The sequence below is a fragment of the Paenarthrobacter sp. PPS72 genome (assembly GCF_048537125.1).
GTDB lineage: Bacteria > Actinomycetota > Actinomycetes > Actinomycetales > Micrococcaceae > Arthrobacter > Arthrobacter nitroguajacolicus_E.
Window position 1 is genome coordinate 1 of record NZ_JBLYIE010000042.1, and the last position, 16,263, is coordinate 16,263.

Consider the following 16,263-nt stretch of genomic DNA (forward strand, 5'->3'; position numbering starts at 1 on the left):
CACCCTCAATTCTGAAGAGCCTGAAATCGCCCCGGGATCGAAAATTGAGTTGGTCTCCACCTTGGATCCCAGCCGCACTTTCCAGCTCAAAGTCAAGGAGTTTCAGGCGCCTAACAAGCTCGCCTGGGGTGATGCCATGGGTACCCGGGTGTACACCATCACGGAGACCAACGACGGCCGGTCACGGTTTGAGATGACCGAGAAAATCGGTAGTCCGATCTTTCCACTCTTCGCCTCGAAGATTCCGTCCTTTGATGCCAGCTTTACGCAGTTCGCGGCAGACCTGAGGGCTGCGGCTGAGAAGGAAAGGGAGTAATTGGCTTCCTTCGCGTAGGCGGATCCCTGCACCTCTGTGAGGAGCTGCTGCTCGGTGATGAGCAGGATCATCACTGCAACGGTCGCTCCACAGCCTCATGAAGTGCAGGCTGCCAATCCGTGGCTGTGACTACCGTGTAGTGATGGCCGGCGTTAAGGATTCGTCAAGAAATCTCCGTTTCCCCGCTGGCGCCTCTATATCGGTGCTATTTTCGGCAAGAGCTCTGAAGGTAAAGAGCTGTCCGGAAAGGGATCCAGTTGTTCGAACATCCTTGGGTACAGGTCAGATGACGCGTGCCCCGGAAAAACTGCCCACGGCAGAACGCCCCATGATCCGTAGGCGCCCGGTGTTGCAGGCCATTGAGCACGAGGGTGGACGTTTCAAGGCGGCGCTGCTACACCCTGTCCGGTTGGTGCCTTTGGCGTTCCTGGCCGTGATCGTCCTCGGTGCCGGAATTTTGATGCTGCCAATATCGAGGACCGGCGAGGGCGGGGATGTGGTCACCACGGCGTTCTTCACCGCCGTCTCAGCAGTCTGCGTCACCGGTCTCATCACTGTGGATACGGCCACCTACTGGACCCCGTTCGGGCACGTGGTGATCCTGGGACTCATTCAGGTGGGAGGGTTCGGGATTATGTCCTTGGCAACCCTGCTGGCCTTGTTCGTTAGGAAGACAATCGGCCTCCGCGGGCAACTCGTGGCGCAATCCGAAACCCACACCTTGAACTTCGGAGATGTTAAGTCCGTACTGTTCCGGGTTCTGAAAATCATGGCTGTCTTTGAGGCCATCACGGCACTCATCCTGACGGTACGCTTCTGGATCGCGTATGACGACAACCCCGGTACGGCGCTATGGCACGGCGTCTTTCACGCCGTCTCCGCGTTCAACAACGCCGGTTTTGCGCTGTATAGCGATAACCTGATCAGCTTCGCGGACGACCCTTGGATCATCGTCCCCATCTGCGCCGCAATCGTTGCGGGAGGGCTCGGGTTCCCGGTCATCATCCAATTGTTCAGGGAACGTCCCAAGTTCAAGAACTGGACCATTCACCTCCGTCTGACCATCTTTGGTTCGCTGCTGTTGCTTGCACTGGGCACAGTCCTGTTCGCTGCCTTCGAGTGGAACCGCGCGGAGACCCTCGGGCCGTTGAGCTTTGGAGGGAAGATCTTGGGCTCCTTGGCGGGCGGCGTGTTCCCTCGAACGGCAGGTTTCAACAGCATCGACTACGGGGTGGCAACCCCGGAAACACTGATGATTACTAATGTGCTGATGTTCATCGGCGGAGGCAGCGCAGGAACGGCTGGTGGTATCAAGATCACCACGTTCCTGGTTCTGGGCTTCGCCATTTGGAACGAGATCCGTGGTCGCGAGCAGGTTACCATTGCGCACCGTTCCATCAGTTCCTCCACCCAACGCCAAGCCCTCACCGTCGCACTGCTTGGCGTTGGAGCCGTCATCCTTGGGACACTGCTGCTCCTCATGACCACCGACTACAGCCTGGAGAAAGTGCTGTTTGAAACCATCTCCGCGTTCGGAACAGTAGGCCTGAGTACAGGGATTACGTACAACCTGCCGCCCACTGCCGAATGGGTACTGATGGCCCTGATGTTCACCGGCCGAATCGGAACCATCACGGTTGCCTCAGCCATCGCCTTGGCCTCCCGGCCGAGATTGTTCCAGCTGCCCGAAGAGCGGCCGATTATCGGGTGACTAGCCAGGCATGGCTTCGAAGCGTTAGGGGCGCCCTCTCAGGGGCGCCTCGCTTTTCTCCCGGGCCATCTCCTGTGCTAGCTCCGGAGCTTCCCGGTCACCACGGTGTTCAGCCCGGTGCAGCCCAATGAGCATCGTCATGATGACTCCTACCCACATCACGGCCGTCGCCAGGACAAAGCCCATCAGAACCAGAGCCTGCATGAGCGAATTGTATCCACACCGGCGTCGGCAAAGTGGGACGACATCCAAGGTGCGAAAAATCACGGAAAAGAGCCCGAACAGCAAGTAGCGGGCTATCGGATAAGCCTGAAAGACGAGTACCGACTACTCGTGCTCAGACCGTATCCAACGGGCTTTACTGAACTCAGCGGCTCACGAACGACCACCAATAAACCCCCAATAGTTGGCGGTTGTACGAACCGCAGGCCGGGGCCGGACAAGGTACCCAAATACAGTTGTCCGGCCCCGCGGCCTAACTGTATTGACACCTAACCCCGAAGGAATCTGCTTAGACAGTGCCCCTAAAAGCGGGCCTGGACGGGATCGTCCAACTCAGAGTCCGGATCTGGTCTTCGTGCTGCTGCGATTCGTACGCGCCTCTTCCCGGCGGGACCCGGCAGACGTAGGCTGGTGATTCGGAGAGCCGGGAAGCCTGGTCGGCCCGCTGGGTGTTACGCCCGCGGAACGGCCCTGGCATCCGCTTCGGTCGTTTGGACCGAGGGACAGGACCCGCTATGCCATCACCATCAGAATCCGTCATTGAAGCTGTGCAGCTCACCAAAAAGTTCAGCAGGACCCGTGCCTTGGATGGACTGGATTTACGGGTCGTTGAAGGCGAAGTTCATGGCTTCCTTGGACCCAACGGGGCAGGAAAATCAACCACACTGCGTATCCTTTTGGGCCTAATGCGGCCGAGCTCTGGGTCCGCACGGGTTTTCGGCTTGGATCCATGGCAGGACCCGGTTGGTGCCCACCGGGAAGTCGCTTATGTTCCTGGGGACGTGAGCTTGTGGCCGAATCTGTCCGGAGGGGAAATCATCGATCTTCTCACCGCGCTCCGCGGCGGAGCCGACCAACAGCTGCGTCGTGACCTGATTGAGGAGTTCGAGTTGGACCCGCGGCGCAAGGCCAGGACCTATTCGAAGGGAAACCGCCAGAAGGTGGCGTTGATCGCGGCGTTCGCTCGTCCGGCCCGCCTGTATCTGCTGGATGAACCCAGCGCCGGTTTGGATCCTGTTATGGAGTCCGTGTTCCGCCGGCACGTCCAGCGGGTCACAACAGATGGGGCCACGGTGCTGCTTTCCAGCCACATCCTCAGCGAGGTTGAGCAGCTCTGTGAAAGGGTGACCATCATCCGGGCCGGACGTGCTGTGGAATCAGGGACACTCGCGCAGCTGCGCCATTTGAAGCTCACTCATTTCCGTATTCAGGCAGCCGACGCTGCATTGTTGGCCGCCTTGCCCGAAGCGCAGGATGTCAGCACAACGGGAGACGTTGTTGAGTTCGATGTTGAACCGGCAGATCTTGCCCCTGTGCTGGAGGCAATCGCAGTTGCCGGGATCACCGGGTTAACCGTATCCCCGCCGTCGCTGGAGTCTCTCTTCCTGAGCCACTACAGCCTCGAAAACCAGAAGAGCCAGGTTCGCTGATGTCCGGCACCGCTGCACTGCTCCTGGCCCAGGCGCGCATGGAGAAAGCCCTGCTGCCAGCCTGGATTCTGGGGATCGCATTCCTTGGGTTCATTATTTCCAACGCTGTGGCCACTGAATTCGCCGACGAAGCGTCCAGAGTTGCGATTATCACCGTGGCCGGAGCAAGCCCGGCATTCCTGTTCATCCGTGGACTGCCGGACGGGACCGGAATAGGAGCGGTGGTGTTCTTCCAGGGCTATGCCTTCACCGCTGTCCTGGCAGGGCTGATGAGCACGTTTCTGGTGATCCGGCACACGCGCACCGATGAAGAACTTGGCCGGGCCGAACTTATTGGTTCCGTCCCGGTCCGCCGTGCCGCACCCTTGACGGCCACCCTGATCTTGGGCGGCATTGCGAATCTAGTCTTGGCATTGTGCGTGTCAGTGGGTTTCGTGGCCGCGGGTCTGCCAGCAACCGGGGCTTTCACTGCAGGCGCCGCCGTGGGTGCTGTTGGGGTGTTCTTTGTGGCTGTTAGCGCAGTGGTTGCGCAGATCATGCCAACAGGGAGGGCAGCCAACGGTGCAGCTGCTGCCTTGGTGGGTGCAGCCTATTTCACGCGCGGCATCGGCGATGCCTTTGGTACCCCGTCCGCTGACCTGACTCACGTAACCAGCGGGTGGTTCTCGTGGCTCTCGCCCATCGGCTGGAGTCAACGTTCCAGGCCTTTCTCGGCGGCCGATCCAACGCCGCTGGTGCTATTGACTGTTTTGAGTTTGGTCCTGGCTTTGGCTGTAGTCGCGTTCCGGAGTCGGAGGGACTTGGGGGAGAGCCTTCTGGCCGACCGCGCTGGACGGGACCGGGCCGCCGTCGGGGGTGTTTCGCTTGTGGGTTTGGCGTTACGCCAACAGCGGTTCATCCTGCTGGGTTGGTGTGTCTTCGCGGCGCTGCTTGGCAGCATAGCCGGCGGCCTGGGACCGGTGGTCAGCAACATCATCGGTGACAATCAGTCACTCCGGGAGCTGATCCTCCGGCTGATCCCTGGGGGTGGCGGAGAACTCATCGATGTTTTCACCACCGCGTTGCTCGGTCTCGGAGGGGTGATCGCTGCGGCGGCCGGGATCCAGGTTGTGATGAGGCTCCGTGCCGAAGAAGCCGAGGGACGGGCCGAGCTACTTCTTGCCACGCCACGTTCCTCGGCGCGTTGGCTCGCCGCGAACCTGCTGGTTGCCGCTGCTTCGGCGTTGACAGTCGCGTTGGTTGCCGGGTCCGCAGCTACCGTGGGGCTTGCCCTTTCCGGGGTTGGAAGCGGGCCGCCGGGACTGCTGGTAGGTGCCGCGCTGGCTCACGTACCGGCCGCCGTCGTATTCGTCGCCGTAGCTGCGGTGGCATTCGCGACTATTCCGCGGAAGAGTATCGACGTGGGGTGGGGCTTCCTGGCCATAGGGCTGATCCTTGGGGAGTTCGGCGAGCTGATGCAGCTGCCTGCTTGGCTTCAGGACCTCAGCCCGTTCCGCCACACAGCGGCGATGCCGGTGGAAGCGTTCGACCCCGGAGCCGCTCTCACCATGACTGGCATTGCTCTGGTCGGAGCCGGAATCGCTTGCTATCTGCTGAGGCACCGCGACCTCACTGTGTGAGCGGCTCCAATTCTCAGCCGAGCCCGGGGTCAGGGCGGGCCGCTTCATCCTGAGGATGATCCGGATGTACGGCGAAAGTAGTACGCAAGTGAACACCTGGGGGTGACGCGCTCAGCGCCGTAGCAAGCGAGGCTGGATACCGGGGGCGCAGGGTGTGCTCTGGGAGAGGCGCGGTTGAAGAGGTTCCTTAGGAAGTTGCTCGTGGGGGTCACTGCGGTTGGTGCGGTGCTGGCGGTCGGCTTGGCGACCACCAGCGTGGTGAATGCTGTGGCGACTGAGGGGGAGAGCCACAGGATCGAGTCCTACGGGCAGAGGGTGGCCGTTGACGGCGGCAACATGAACGTCCTGGTCACAGGAGCAGGGCCGGAGAACGTGGTGCTTCTGCCAGGTTTTGGTACGTCGTCGCCCGTCCTGGATTTCGGGCCGCTAGTCAAGGACCTTGCCACGGACCATCGGGTGATTGTGGTGGAGCCCTTCGGTTACGGCCTGAGCGATGGCACGGACAAGGAGCGGACCACGGAGAACATCGTGCAGGAGGTTCACGGGGCACTCGAGGCGCTGGACATCAGCCGCTACACGCTGATGGGTCACTCCATCGCCGGCCTTTACGGCATCGAATACGCCACCCGCTACCCGGAGGAGGTGACGGCGTGCGTCGGCATCGATACGAGCGTCCCCGGACAGCCGGGCATGGACACGCAGTTCCCCATGGGCCTGATGTCCGCAGCGAAGAACCTCGGCCTGCTCCGGCTGATGACCGCTGCTTCCGCCGCCAGCGACCTTTCCGATTACACCGACCATGCCCGTGAACAGATGCAGATGCTCAGCAACAAGAACTCCCTTTCACCCACCTACCTCAACGAGATGGGCCACATCAAGAGCAACTTCGAGCGCGCGCTGGGCACGGGCTTCCCGAAGGAGCTGCCGCTGCTGCTGTTCGTGGTCGCCGAGAACAAACAGACCCCGGAGTGGCTCGAGCTGCACCACCGCCAGGCCGCGAGCGTCACCAACGGCACAGTGGTGCCCCTCCCCGGCGAGCACTACCTCCACCACACGCACGCGGGGGAGATCGCTGATGGGGTTAGGGAGTGGGAGGCGGGGTGGCGATAAAGCGTACGACGGCGGCGCTGAAGGTAGGGCTGACGACACCAGACGCTGCTGGTGAAGAGCGCAGTACGGCCCTTCCCGCCAGCCGATGGAGCAACATCGGCATGTGACACTTGAGGGGTTGAAGACCTCTTACAACGTGAATGGAGTGCCCGTGGCTGATGCTCGTATCATCGACGTGAGCAGGGGAGATATTGAGGATCTACGACGCAGACTCCGGGACACTCGATGGCCCGAAAGCTGGCCCTCTCCGCTCGGCCCATCTACGGGGTGGGAGGCGGGCACTGACCTTACTGAGCTCCGGCGCCTGGTCAGATTCTGGGCTGACGACTTCGAATGGGACGCGCAGCAGGCTCTGATTGAGGCGCTGCCCTGGTACACCGCTGACCTGGACGGTACACCTGTTGCCTACCTCCGTTTTGACGCGGAAGTGTCCGGTGGCCTCCCCATCGTGCTGACCAATGGCTGGCCGAGCACTGCCTTGGAACTAGTGGACCTTGCTCGTCGGCTAGCCACACCGTCCCAGTTCGGAGGTAATCCTGCTTCCGCCGTCACAGTGATCGTTCCGGCTCTTCCAGGGTTGCCGTTTTCTCCTCAGCGCCCAAGCATGAATGACGAAACGCATGAACTGTGGCATCGGTTGATGACCGACCATCTGGGGTTCGCCCGGTATGCAGCTCATGGTGGTGATCTTGGTGCCGGGATTACGTCCCGGCTCGCGCAGGCGCACCCGGAAGCCGTCGCGGGCATTCACCTTCTAGCGGTAGCGGCACCCCGTGAGTTTGACGTTGCAACGCTTACCCAGGAGGAGCGCGAGCACTTGAAGAGAGTCGAGTCCTGGGTGGCTGAGGAGGGTGCGTATGAGCACCAGCAGCAGACCCGGCCTCTTACCCTGGCTCCGGCGTTGTCTGATTCGCCGGGTGGTCTGTTGTCGTGGATTCTGGAGAAGCATCGGGCTTGGAGTGACTGCGGGGGAGATGTCTCCAACCGCTTCAGTGATACCTACCTTGCAACGCTTGCCTCTGTTTACTGGTTCACCAACTCAATAGGCACCTCGTTCCGCCCGTACTACGAATTCGCGGCCGGCTTTACTACTCGCGTCGATCGCGTGGAGGTTCCCACAGCTGTAGCGCTGTTTCCCCATGACCTGGCAACTCCACCGCGGAGTTGGGCGGAGAGAACGTACAACGTCACCCGTTACACGCTCATGCCACGAGGCGGGCATTTCGCCCCACACGAGGAACCAGCCCTGCTCGCCGACGACATCAGGGCTTTTCTGCGCACTCTCTAGCGCCAAGGAGCTGGTGCTGCACAACCGACAGGCCGCGAGCGTACGCTGGGGTCATGGAGTCCGGGGTCATGACCGTCTCTTTGAGCACCGGGATCAGGGTGCCCTGTTTCGTGCAAGGGAACCTTGAGCAAACAGCCGACGACGTCGACGCGCCACTGCTGCTTTTGCATGCGTGGGGTGAATCCCGGCGGAGTTTCGATCGTCTCATTGCCGCGCTGCCTGGGTTTGTGATTGTAGCCCCTGATTTGCGAGGTCATGGGGCGGCGGATAAACCAGAGAACGGCTACGCGCTTTCCGAACTTGTTGATGACGTAGTTGCCGTGTTGGAGGCCTTGGGCATCAAACGGGCGCACGTCCTAGGTTCGTCCAGCGGAGGTTATGTTGCACAGCAACTCGCTGTCACGCATCCGGATCTTGTTGCATCCCTGACGTTGGTAGGCGCACCCCTGAGCCTGCATGAGAAGCCACCATTTGCAGACGAAGTCGAGCGGCTAAAAGATCCGGTCCCAGAGAACTGGGTTCGGGAGTCTTTGTCTTGGTACAGATTGCTGCACCCCGTGCCGGCCTCTTACGTCGAAGACCGGGTAAGGGACGGTCTCGCTATGCCAGCCTCAATTTGGAAGGCTTCACTGCAAGGTTATTACGAGGCCGTTCCACCGACGGAAACGGGCGATATCTCCCCACACTTATGCTCTGGGGTGCCCACGATCACTTGGTGCCGCGGCAGCACCAAGAAACCTTGGCTGGCCGCATCAAGGGTGCACGATTGCAGATCTACGGGGGGACCGGTCACCTGGTGCTCTGGGAGTGTCCGGAGCGAGTGGCGGGGGATGTGACGAGATTTTCTTGGGGAGTTGTTCAAACGCCCGTAAACCCTGCGGTGTGTCTGATTGTGCCACCGGAAAATTGGCGGCCACTAAAGAGGGAGCCGCCAATTACAAACGAATTACGGGATTTCACTTATCCGTGCAGTCAGGAAGCAGCCAGTGTGGTTCTCCCTCATAACGTGCACCAGCACAGCCCCGCTCGACTTGGGATGTTCATGGAGTCCTCAGTCGACAGATCATTGGGCGAGATTTATGCGCTGCCTCGCCCATTATGCAGCGGGTGTCCGCCGTACTGGCTTACGGATGCGGCCACTTGCCGAGTTGAGCAGTTGGACAGCGGACCCCAGCGTACTCTCAAATAACAGCTTCCAGTATTTTCTGCCGGAGACCTCTACTACCTCGTTAATGAAGTATGAGAAGGCCAACACAACGAAGAGTAACGCCGCATAATACGACCATTTCGTTTCATCGTTGGCAAAGCGGTCTAGCACCATGTATCCAATATGGGCATGGAGAAGGTAAACGGGGTACGTGAGTGCCCCCACCGTCCGCGCTGCGGGCAATTGCAGCTCAGACACTTGGCGGTTAAGGGTGAGCATTAGCAGTCCAAAAAACACTGTCACGAGAATCAGGACGAAGGCTTGCGAGAGTCCCGGAGCCCAGTCAGACTCGATCTTTGCGGCGCGACGAAGCTCGGCAGGAATGACTGCCACATACGCACTTATAAGGCTTACAGCTTTCAGAGGATTCCAGCCCTCGGTTCGGACAGCTGAGATAATTGCGCCAGCCGCAAACAGCAGGTAGTAACCACCGGTAAATGTGCCGCCATCAGCAGTATCAGGCGCGACGAAAGTCAGTGCGGCCATGGCTAGCGCCCAGATAGACATGTACACGCTAAGGCGTGGGGCTTGCCGGAGCAGGACCAGCACGAACACCAAGGCGTAGAACTTCAGTTCTAGCATCAACGTCCAGTAGACGCCATCGACAGGCCCTTGGCCGAAGTACTCTGGCATCATTGTCAGGTTCGCCAGCACTTGAGTTGCCGTGACAGACATCTCGTCGTCACCTAGAAATGCTGCGACAGCAGCAGTCAATAGCATGCCCACCCAGAATGCTGGGTACAGGCGCTGTGCCCTTCCCACCGCAAACTGCCTAGCGGTTTTTCCGGTTGCGGAGGCAGCAATTACGAAGCCACTCACCAAGAAGAAAAAGTCGACCCCAAGGTACCCATATTTCGCAATGACAACAGCCCCGGAGTGTGAGATAGAGTCAACTTTTCCGTTTGCTATTCCAGCAAAAAGGTAATGGTAGGCGACAACCATTAACGCGGCGGCGAAGCGAAAATAGTCCACAATCTGTAGGCGGCTACGGGCAAGGTTCATTGTGCCCCCATTCTATGACTCACGCTGGAGTCTATAACGCGGAAGGGCTTAGGAACGACATGAGGTCAGGACATGAAGGCGTCTCGAACAATTGAGTGTGCTTTTCCGTGGTCTACCAGAGATGAACTAGGGCATCACTAACATCAGCGATCAGCAGCCTAAGAAGGGACGATGGTTTGTGTAATTGGGAGTGGCCTGACTGCCACGCTCCGGACACTTACGTCGCCGGTGGCAGTCACGGAGGTGCTCCCCTGCGTGGTTGGCTTACTACCTGGAGATGGCAACATCAAGACACGCCTCGATCTTGAGCTGGTTCAGTTTTCCCACAGGAGATCCGGCCGCGGCTCCAGTTAGTGGTCCGGGATAACAAATCGGATCCTAGAGTGGCTCGATCGGCATCATCCACAGACCGCAAGCGGCACCAACTGTACCGCGATGCCAGCCCCTGACGGGGGCCTCCACACTCAGAGGTTTGAGGGGATCGCGGGCTGTTTCAGAGGCTTCGCGTCTAGTGGGTTGCTAGCGCCAGAATAACCATTGCAACGGTTGCGACGAGAAGTATCGCAACCCCGACGTAAGCGGGCCACTTGGGTCCTGTTTTGTGAGGGTTGATGTCTACATACGGCAAGAGATCTCCTGTCCCTTCAACGAGCTGAATTCCGAATCTTGTACGGTGATTTTGGGCCGGCACCAGTGTGAACAAGGTTAGATGGGGCAGCGGCACGCCTCTGTTTGGGCAACATTTTGTAGGGAGGCGTGCCGCCAAGAATATCCTAAGGCTACTTCCAAAAATCCGCATATTGTTTCCTGTGAGACTTTGAAATTTGCGCGAACTCCTTAGGTAATGGATCAGCGGTATAGCGGGGAAGGACTTGTTGGCGGAGTGTGGGACCCTGAGCTCCGAGCTCAGTGCTGTCGCCTAGAGCAGGGGAACGACCTTTTCTTTTTTCAAGAACGCCGGGAACGGATAGCCGATGACGACAGGGTTAAGCGACAGCTGCTTTCGCACGCCTGGGTGAATCTTGGCAAAGGCTCGATCGCTTGATTGACCTTCTTCCACCAATACAGGTACTCATTGCTCCTGACATGCGCGGCCCGTGGTCGCGTTCACGAAAACGACTAGGCTACTCATTCACGGACGCACGGACATAGTGGGCTGCTGGATCCCTTTAATATCCGTCGGTGAATATCTTGTGCTCCCCGTAGGGAGGGTACTTGGGGCAGCGACTGGCCGTTGACTCCAAGGGCTCGTGGCAGGGCAGACTCTCGTCGGAGCCCTCCAAGCATGCACAGACGAGCACCGGTTGTGCTCCTAAGGCTGAAGCGGATTTTTCACTTCTGCTTGCCCTTGAAATTCTCGTGGAGTGACGAGCCGCGCGAAGGCTAGTCCAATTACAGCACCTGCCGTATTTGTGACAACATCCATAGCAGTCGGAAAGCGAGCTGTGATGAATACAAGTTGGCCCACTTCCAAGCATAATGATGCTATTAGCCCGATTCCGGCAAGTTGCTGCCAAGTTTTCCGCGGCAAGGCCATAGCTGTGAGAACGCCAAATGGAACAAACAGAATCACATTGGCCGAGGCCTCAACGAAGCGGTAATCAAACCATCCCGGTATGCCGTTCCCATGCAGATACATGAGCATTGCGTCGAGAGTTCCATGAATTAGTTCGTCCACGGGGCTTGGCCAGTATCCGACGGTTGCCAAGCTTAGGACGTAGGCAATCAAGCCTAGACGCCACGCGAGCGGCTTGTGTAAGCGAGCCGTCAAGAGGTTCGCATCATAGCCAAGGCGCTGATGCTTACGGCTGCTGCAGCCAGTAACCCCAGTAGTACGTACCGAGGAAAGTCCAAGGGTAGATGCGCTCTCCGTAATGTGGGAACACTCAAATCCCAATGCCACCTACGCCTTCTCCAATGTCGCCCCATAGTTCATATGAATACCACAGGCGACTGCCCTGCGGAAACAAAAGGAAGAGGGCGGATTGCCAACGAGAAGTTCTGTTAGCAATCCACCCTCAGGTGGTTTCAGGCCCGAATTTAGGCAGAAACCTCTGTGATCTTTGCGCGACGTCGAGCCACCACGACGGATGCCGTGCCAGCTGCCAGTGCGCCTGCGCCCACGAGGGACCACAGGATCAGGCTAGAGTCAGCACCGGTGTTGGCTAGCGGTACACCAGTGTTCGCCACATTGGTTCCGGTCCCGGTGTTGCCTCCCGTGTTGGAGAGGGCCGCACCTCCGACGACGACGGTTACGGGACCTACAGTGACGCCGGAGGAGTTACCAGTAGCCGTTATCGCGTAGACGCCAGGTTCATTGATGACAATCGAAGCGGAGAATGCGCCGTTGCCATCAGCGACCGCCGCGATGCTAGACGGAGCCAGTGGAATGCGTGCCGAGACAGAGAGGCTGCCAGCAGAAACGCTGCCGCCACTTGCAGCCGGCGTATTCGTCGGCGTCACGGTAATGGTGATGCCCTCACCGGGAGTAAAGCCAGTGCCGCTGAAGACAAATGGTTCACCCGGGGCCACGGAGGCATCGGAAACAGCTACGGTGGTGTTCGGCGCCGGGTAATTGGCGTTATTTGCTACGGCCGGAACTGCGCCGAGAAGTGCGATGGAGCCTGCGAGCGTAAGCGCTGCAAGAGATTTCCTCATGTGTGTCCCCCCTGAGACCTTTAGTGGTACGACGTGGTGTTGGAGATTTCCGAGACCCTACGAAACCCGTAAGTGAAATCCCAGTGTGCTGCCCACGTAGAACTTATCATTCATTGCGCGTCATCGGCAAAGAAAATCCACACCCGTTACAAAGCATTAACGCATGCGCCCCTCATCGTTCACATGATGAGGGGGTTGTGGTTTGGATCACATCCTTGACGGGTTGTGTGGTGGGCGTGACAGCTATGTCAGGCGCAGAATCCTGGACTATGTGACCGAAATTGAACTCAAGAGACGTACTTTGTCCAGGTGCCAGGCGGATCGTCGACGTACCAACAGGACGTTGATTATGACGCTGTGCAGCGAAGGGAATCTTGAGCCCATCCTTGACAACTGTGTCAATATCCGACTGGAAAGGGCCATAAGCGACGACATTTGTCTGCACGGACCCGGATGGAACCCCAAATGCGCCACCGCCAGTGACATACGACGGAAGTGCTGCGGCAGCATCGTTCGGTGCTGTGTTGGTACTCGTCACCCGAAGGGTCACTTCTCGGTACCCGTCGCGTGTGCAGTCTCTAGCAACCTGAACGGTCCGTTTTACCCAAAAGTCCATTTTGGCTCCAGTGCCGTCATTGAAGTAGACGCCGAACTGGGTAGGGGAGATGGTGCTCCCTGACGTCAGGCCGCCAAGTGAGTACTGGCTAATAGTCCTTTGTTCGTTCGTGGAAGCGGACCAGAGGAGTATGCGACGTTCGTCCACGCCCCTCGCAATGGCATCCAGAAGCTTCTTCGGGTCGGTGTTCTTCGAGGAAACGGCGGCGAAGATCTCTTTTGCCGCCCCGGCGAAGTAGATGTCCTGGAGCTCGGGTTCCTCAATTTTGGCGTAGGCATCTGACAGCAGCGTCTGGACGACGTTCATGGCTGTTAGCTGTGATGGCAGGTTGCTCCCGATCTGCCGAATAGTTGGATCTTCGATCTGGATCGGGCCCGTGGCATCCAAAATGAAGCTCAGAGCTACTGGGTCCAGCGAGAGTACTCCGTCTAGACGCTCCCCAGTGCTCCTCTCCCACATTGCTTGAGCTGTGCTTGCAGTGGTTGGGAAGTCAGGCGTCAGATTGACGTCTTGCATGAACTTGCCAATTCGGTTGGAATATATCGCTTGCTGTTCAGAGTCAATAGCCACAGGAGGAATGAATGCACCTAGAGCGGTGGCGCTTGTCTGAGCCTCAAGTGTAAGGCTGCCCTTATCTACGTTGAGAACGGCCAATGCGCCGGGAATTCCGCCCGTTGCTCGAGATTCGGCGTTATTCTGCATAAGAAGTAGGTAGCGCCGCGGAGTGCTGGAGCCCATCATGTCAGGAGCTAAGGAAGCAGTGCTTGCCGCCGAATCCAAGCTTTCGCTCAACAACCCAAGTTGGTTTCTAGCTTCGACCAGTGGTCGGGAAATTTCGGGCATTAGAGAATCGGCGTCGAGAGTATTGAGGCGTTGCGATGACTCATGAACTGCATGGGCGGCTGCCTGGACCTTAGGCGCAGCAGCTTTCAACGGAGCCAAATCGATACCCTCAGGCGACGGCGTGAAAGTCTTCCAGTCCAGTGACTGGAAGACACCAACCAACGGAGCGGCGCCTAATCGTGCAGCGTCGTCCGCAGATGTGGCGATCACACTGGCTGCCTGGAAGTTCTCACCCACCCCTGGTAGCGCCGAGGCGATCTTCCACAGCGGATCCTCCGTTGCTTCGCGTGCCTCGCTAGTGTGCCGCATCAAGTCATCGACAATTCGCGTGGCCCCCGCTGCATCCTCAGATGCGATGGCTGCTTTCAACTCGGGTATCAAAACAGTAGACGCCCGAAGTTCAGCGCGTATTGTCGTGGCCTTGAAGCCCAACCAAGCGATTGCCGAGACAACGATCAATATGACAAGAGCGGTCCATGCTGTCCACATGATGATTCGCCGGCGGGTCCTCCGTTTTTGGTATTGCAACCCACGGACTGACTTCTTGGAATGATCGGGTGTTGTAGTGGCCATATTCTCTTCTCAAAGAATCTGTTTAGGTTGCATACTCGCTACTGCCAGTCGAGGAGCATCCCAACGCTTGGTTGATGGTTTATAGCAGGCTGAGTCAGCTCTGACAGCATTCGAAAGGGCGCTTGCGTTTGTCTTGTGATGGATGTCGCAGTTGAGTCAGTATGGCCTTACACAGCGCCAGTGCTAGCGAATACGGCTTTGAAGGTCTTAGCGAGAATCAGCACATCACCCATGAGTGACCAGTTCTCTACATAGTAGAGGTCGAGCCTAATGCTCTCGTCCCAACTTAGATTGGATCGTCCGCTGACCTGCCACAAGCCACTCATTCCTGGGCTGACATAAAGTCGACGATGTGCAGCGTCGTCGTAGAGTGCAACTTCGCCCTCGCGTTGTGGTCTCGGGCCTACCAAGCTCATGCTTCCCCCTATGACGTTCAAGAGCTGTGGCAGTTCGTCCAAGGAGTACTTCCTCAGGAAATGCCCTATAGGAGTGATTCTTGGGTCGTCTTGCACTTTGAACAGGGGGCGCCCTGCCGAGCCTTGAGCTTGGAGGAGGGCCTGCAACTCAGCATCAGCATTTTGTCTCATCGAACGGAACTTGAGCATATGGAAGGTTGTGCCGCGGAGCCCGACACGTTCCTGCCGATAGAAAATAGGGCCGGGGCTGGTTGACTTAACCAGGAAGGCTAAAGCTAGGAATACTGGGGCTAGCGCTATCAGCAGTGACCCTGCAATTGTCACATCGAAAGTGCGTTTTGCTACGCGCTTGCCCCCAGTCAATTTGGGAGTCGAAACATGGATTAGAGGCAGTCCAGCGACTGGTTGGGTATGTATCCGAGGACCGGCCACGTCTGTTAGTGCTGGAGCCAAAATCATCCCTATGTCCCGGGCTGCAAGTTCCCACCCCAACGACCTAAGCTCTTCGGGATGCATGTGTACGCCCTCGGAAATTACAACGGCATCGACTCCGGTGTCCTGGATCGCCCCTAGGAGAGCTTCCACGCCTGTTTCGCAGCCAGTGACAATAACCCCTAACTCAGTCACGCGGTGCAACCCGGAGTTCGCCCCTGGGAGATGTGCGGCCACTGGAAAGTAGCCTGCGCCCGGCTCTCGCCTTAAGGAGTTGATCAAATGGGCGCTTGCATGCGGTCCTCCGACAATGAGAACCCGCGAAGACCTCTTGCCCTTCCTTCTGTCGACTGCCAGATGCTGTCGAACCAGCCAGCGAGCAATGACAAGTCCTAACGTCCCAACAGGGAAAGCTAAGCCTACAAACCCCCGGGCCGTTTCAAACTTCAACGCATAAGAAATCACGGCCACGAAGCCAAACAACCAAGCTGAAGTAGCCAGAACACGCTTGTACTCTTCTGATCCGGATCCGAGTATCCGATGTTCCCGTGTTCCCCACAGTTCGAGCATGAGCCACCAAACGATTGCCAAAGCGATCGAGAGCCATAGGTAGTCGGTGTCCTGCGAGCGTGCTCGCGCTAGGTCATCGAATCCGAAGCGAATTGCATAGGCTCCTGCGACCGCCCAAATGACGACGAAAGCATCCGTCACCCTGAGGATGTGCTCAAGTCGACTCCGCCAGCCGGTTTGATTCAGCAAGATTCCCCCATGAATGTTTAAAATGCTCGGCGGTGTGTCGGGATATCACAGCTGGACTCAA

The 16,263-nt window shown here is 58.3% G+C and carries 13 protein-coding genes and 1 pseudogene; 8 read left to right on the forward strand and 6 right to left on the reverse strand.

Annotated elements, in window-relative coordinates; translation table 11 throughout:
• Both ACLRGI_RS17060 and ACLRGI_RS17065 read left to right on the forward strand, forming a co-directional pair.
• A partial coding sequence (locus tag ACLRGI_RS17060) for an SRPBCC family protein (RefSeq protein WP_419202752.1) occupies nucleotides 1-316 on the forward strand: 316 nt, incomplete at its 5' end.
• Between the two features lie 328 nt (nucleotides 317-644).
• Nucleotides 645-2,027: a TrkH family potassium uptake protein gene (locus ACLRGI_RS17065; protein WP_419202753.1), complete on the forward strand. Its 1,383-nt coding sequence runs from the start codon at nucleotides 645-647 to the stop codon at nucleotides 2,025-2,027.
• Nucleotides 2,028-2,051: 24 nt separating this feature from the next.
• On the opposite strand, the gene ACLRGI_RS17070 is transcribed toward ACLRGI_RS17065, so the two are convergent.
• A complete protein-coding gene (locus tag ACLRGI_RS17070; protein WP_419202754.1) occupies nucleotides 2,052-2,231 on the reverse strand; it encodes a hypothetical protein in 180 nt (59 codons plus the stop codon).
• A gap of 533 nt (nucleotides 2,232-2,764) precedes the next feature.
• Between ACLRGI_RS17070 and ACLRGI_RS17075 the strand changes: the two genes are divergently transcribed.
• From ACLRGI_RS17075 to ACLRGI_RS17100, 6 genes and pseudogenes are all read left to right on the forward strand, one after another.
• Nucleotides 2,765-3,679 (forward strand): ABC transporter ATP-binding protein, encoded by a 915-nt coding sequence (locus ACLRGI_RS17075; RefSeq protein WP_419202755.1) that lies wholly within the window; start codon nucleotides 2,765-2,767, stop codon nucleotides 3,677-3,679.
• Entirely contained in the window at nucleotides 3,679-5,298 is a 1,620-nt protein-coding gene (locus ACLRGI_RS17080) for an ABC transporter permease (protein WP_419202756.1), read from the forward strand. The genes ACLRGI_RS17075 and ACLRGI_RS17080 overlap by 1 nt, the downstream gene beginning before the upstream one ends.
• Before the next feature lie 201 nt (nucleotides 5,299-5,499).
• Nucleotides 5,500-6,408: an alpha/beta fold hydrolase gene (locus tag ACLRGI_RS17085; protein WP_419202757.1), complete on the forward strand. Its 909-nt coding sequence runs from the start codon at nucleotides 5,500-5,502 to the stop codon at nucleotides 6,406-6,408.
• Nucleotides 6,409-6,559: 151 nt separating this feature from the next.
• Nucleotides 6,560-7,696, forward strand: coding sequence for an epoxide hydrolase family protein (locus ACLRGI_RS17090; RefSeq protein WP_419202758.1), 1,137 nt, complete (start codon nucleotides 6,560-6,562; stop codon nucleotides 7,694-7,696).
• 68 nt (nucleotides 7,697-7,764) lie between these two features.
• A pseudogene (locus ACLRGI_RS17095) lies at nucleotides 7,765-8,298 on the forward strand (alpha/beta fold hydrolase); the annotation flags it as partial.
• Between the two features lie 14 nt (nucleotides 8,299-8,312).
• Nucleotides 8,313-8,885, forward strand: coding sequence for an alpha/beta fold hydrolase (locus ACLRGI_RS17100; protein WP_419202759.1), 573 nt, complete (start codon nucleotides 8,313-8,315; stop codon nucleotides 8,883-8,885).
• On the opposite strand, the gene ACLRGI_RS17105 is transcribed toward ACLRGI_RS17100, so the two are convergent.
• The 5 genes from ACLRGI_RS17105 to ACLRGI_RS17125 all read right to left on the reverse strand — a co-directional run bounded on the left by ACLRGI_RS17105 (nucleotide 8,793) and on the right by ACLRGI_RS17125 (nucleotide 16,202).
• Complete coding sequence (locus ACLRGI_RS17105; RefSeq protein ID WP_419202760.1) at nucleotides 8,793-9,905, reverse strand: acyltransferase family protein; 1,113 nt, start codon at nucleotides 9,903-9,905, stop codon at nucleotides 8,793-8,795. The genes ACLRGI_RS17100 and ACLRGI_RS17105 overlap by 93 nt on opposite strands.
• A 1,312-nt stretch (nucleotides 9,906-11,217) precedes the next feature.
• Nucleotides 11,218-11,583 (reverse strand): VanZ family protein, encoded by a 366-nt coding sequence (locus ACLRGI_RS17110; protein ID WP_503409138.1) that lies wholly within the window; start codon nucleotides 11,581-11,583, stop codon nucleotides 11,218-11,220.
• A gap of 362 nt (nucleotides 11,584-11,945) precedes the next feature.
• On the reverse strand, nucleotides 11,946-12,563 hold the full coding sequence (locus ACLRGI_RS17115) for an LPXTG cell wall anchor domain-containing protein (protein ID WP_419202761.1): 618 nt from the start codon (nucleotides 12,561-12,563) through the stop codon (nucleotides 11,946-11,948).
• A 172-nt stretch (nucleotides 12,564-12,735) separates the two neighbouring features.
• Nucleotides 12,736-14,595: a DUF4012 domain-containing protein gene (locus ACLRGI_RS17120; RefSeq protein WP_419202762.1), complete on the reverse strand. Its 1,860-nt coding sequence runs from the start codon at nucleotides 14,593-14,595 to the stop codon at nucleotides 12,736-12,738.
• 167 nt (nucleotides 14,596-14,762) lie between these two features.
• Nucleotides 14,763-16,202, reverse strand: coding sequence for a sugar transferase (locus ACLRGI_RS17125; protein ID WP_419202763.1), 1,440 nt, complete (start codon nucleotides 16,200-16,202; stop codon nucleotides 14,763-14,765).
• Nucleotides 16,203-16,263: the final 61 nt, after the last annotated feature.

Coding starts and splice junctions, on each gene's coding strand:
- ACLRGI_RS17105 (WP_419202760.1), bottom strand. CDS start 9,905: ATGAACCTTGCCCGTAGCCGCCTACAGATTGTGGACTATTTTCGCTTC.
- ACLRGI_RS17065 (WP_419202753.1), top strand. CDS start 645: ATGATCCGTAGGCGCCCGGTGTTGCAGGCCATTGAGCACGAGGGTGGA.
- ACLRGI_RS17120 (WP_419202762.1), bottom strand. CDS start 14,595: ATGGCCACTACAACACCCGATCATTCCAAGAAGTCAGTCCGTGGGTTG.
- ACLRGI_RS17070 (WP_419202754.1), bottom strand. CDS start 2,231: ATGCAGGCTCTGGTTCTGATGGGCTTTGTCCTGGCGACGGCCGTGATG.
- ACLRGI_RS17075 (WP_419202755.1), top strand. CDS start 2,765: ATGCCATCACCATCAGAATCCGTCATTGAAGCTGTGCAGCTCACCAAA.
- ACLRGI_RS17080 (WP_419202756.1), top strand. CDS start 3,679: ATGTCCGGCACCGCTGCACTGCTCCTGGCCCAGGCGCGCATGGAGAAA.
- ACLRGI_RS17115 (WP_419202761.1), bottom strand. CDS start 12,563: ATGAGGAAATCTCTTGCAGCGCTTACGCTCGCAGGCTCCATCGCACTT.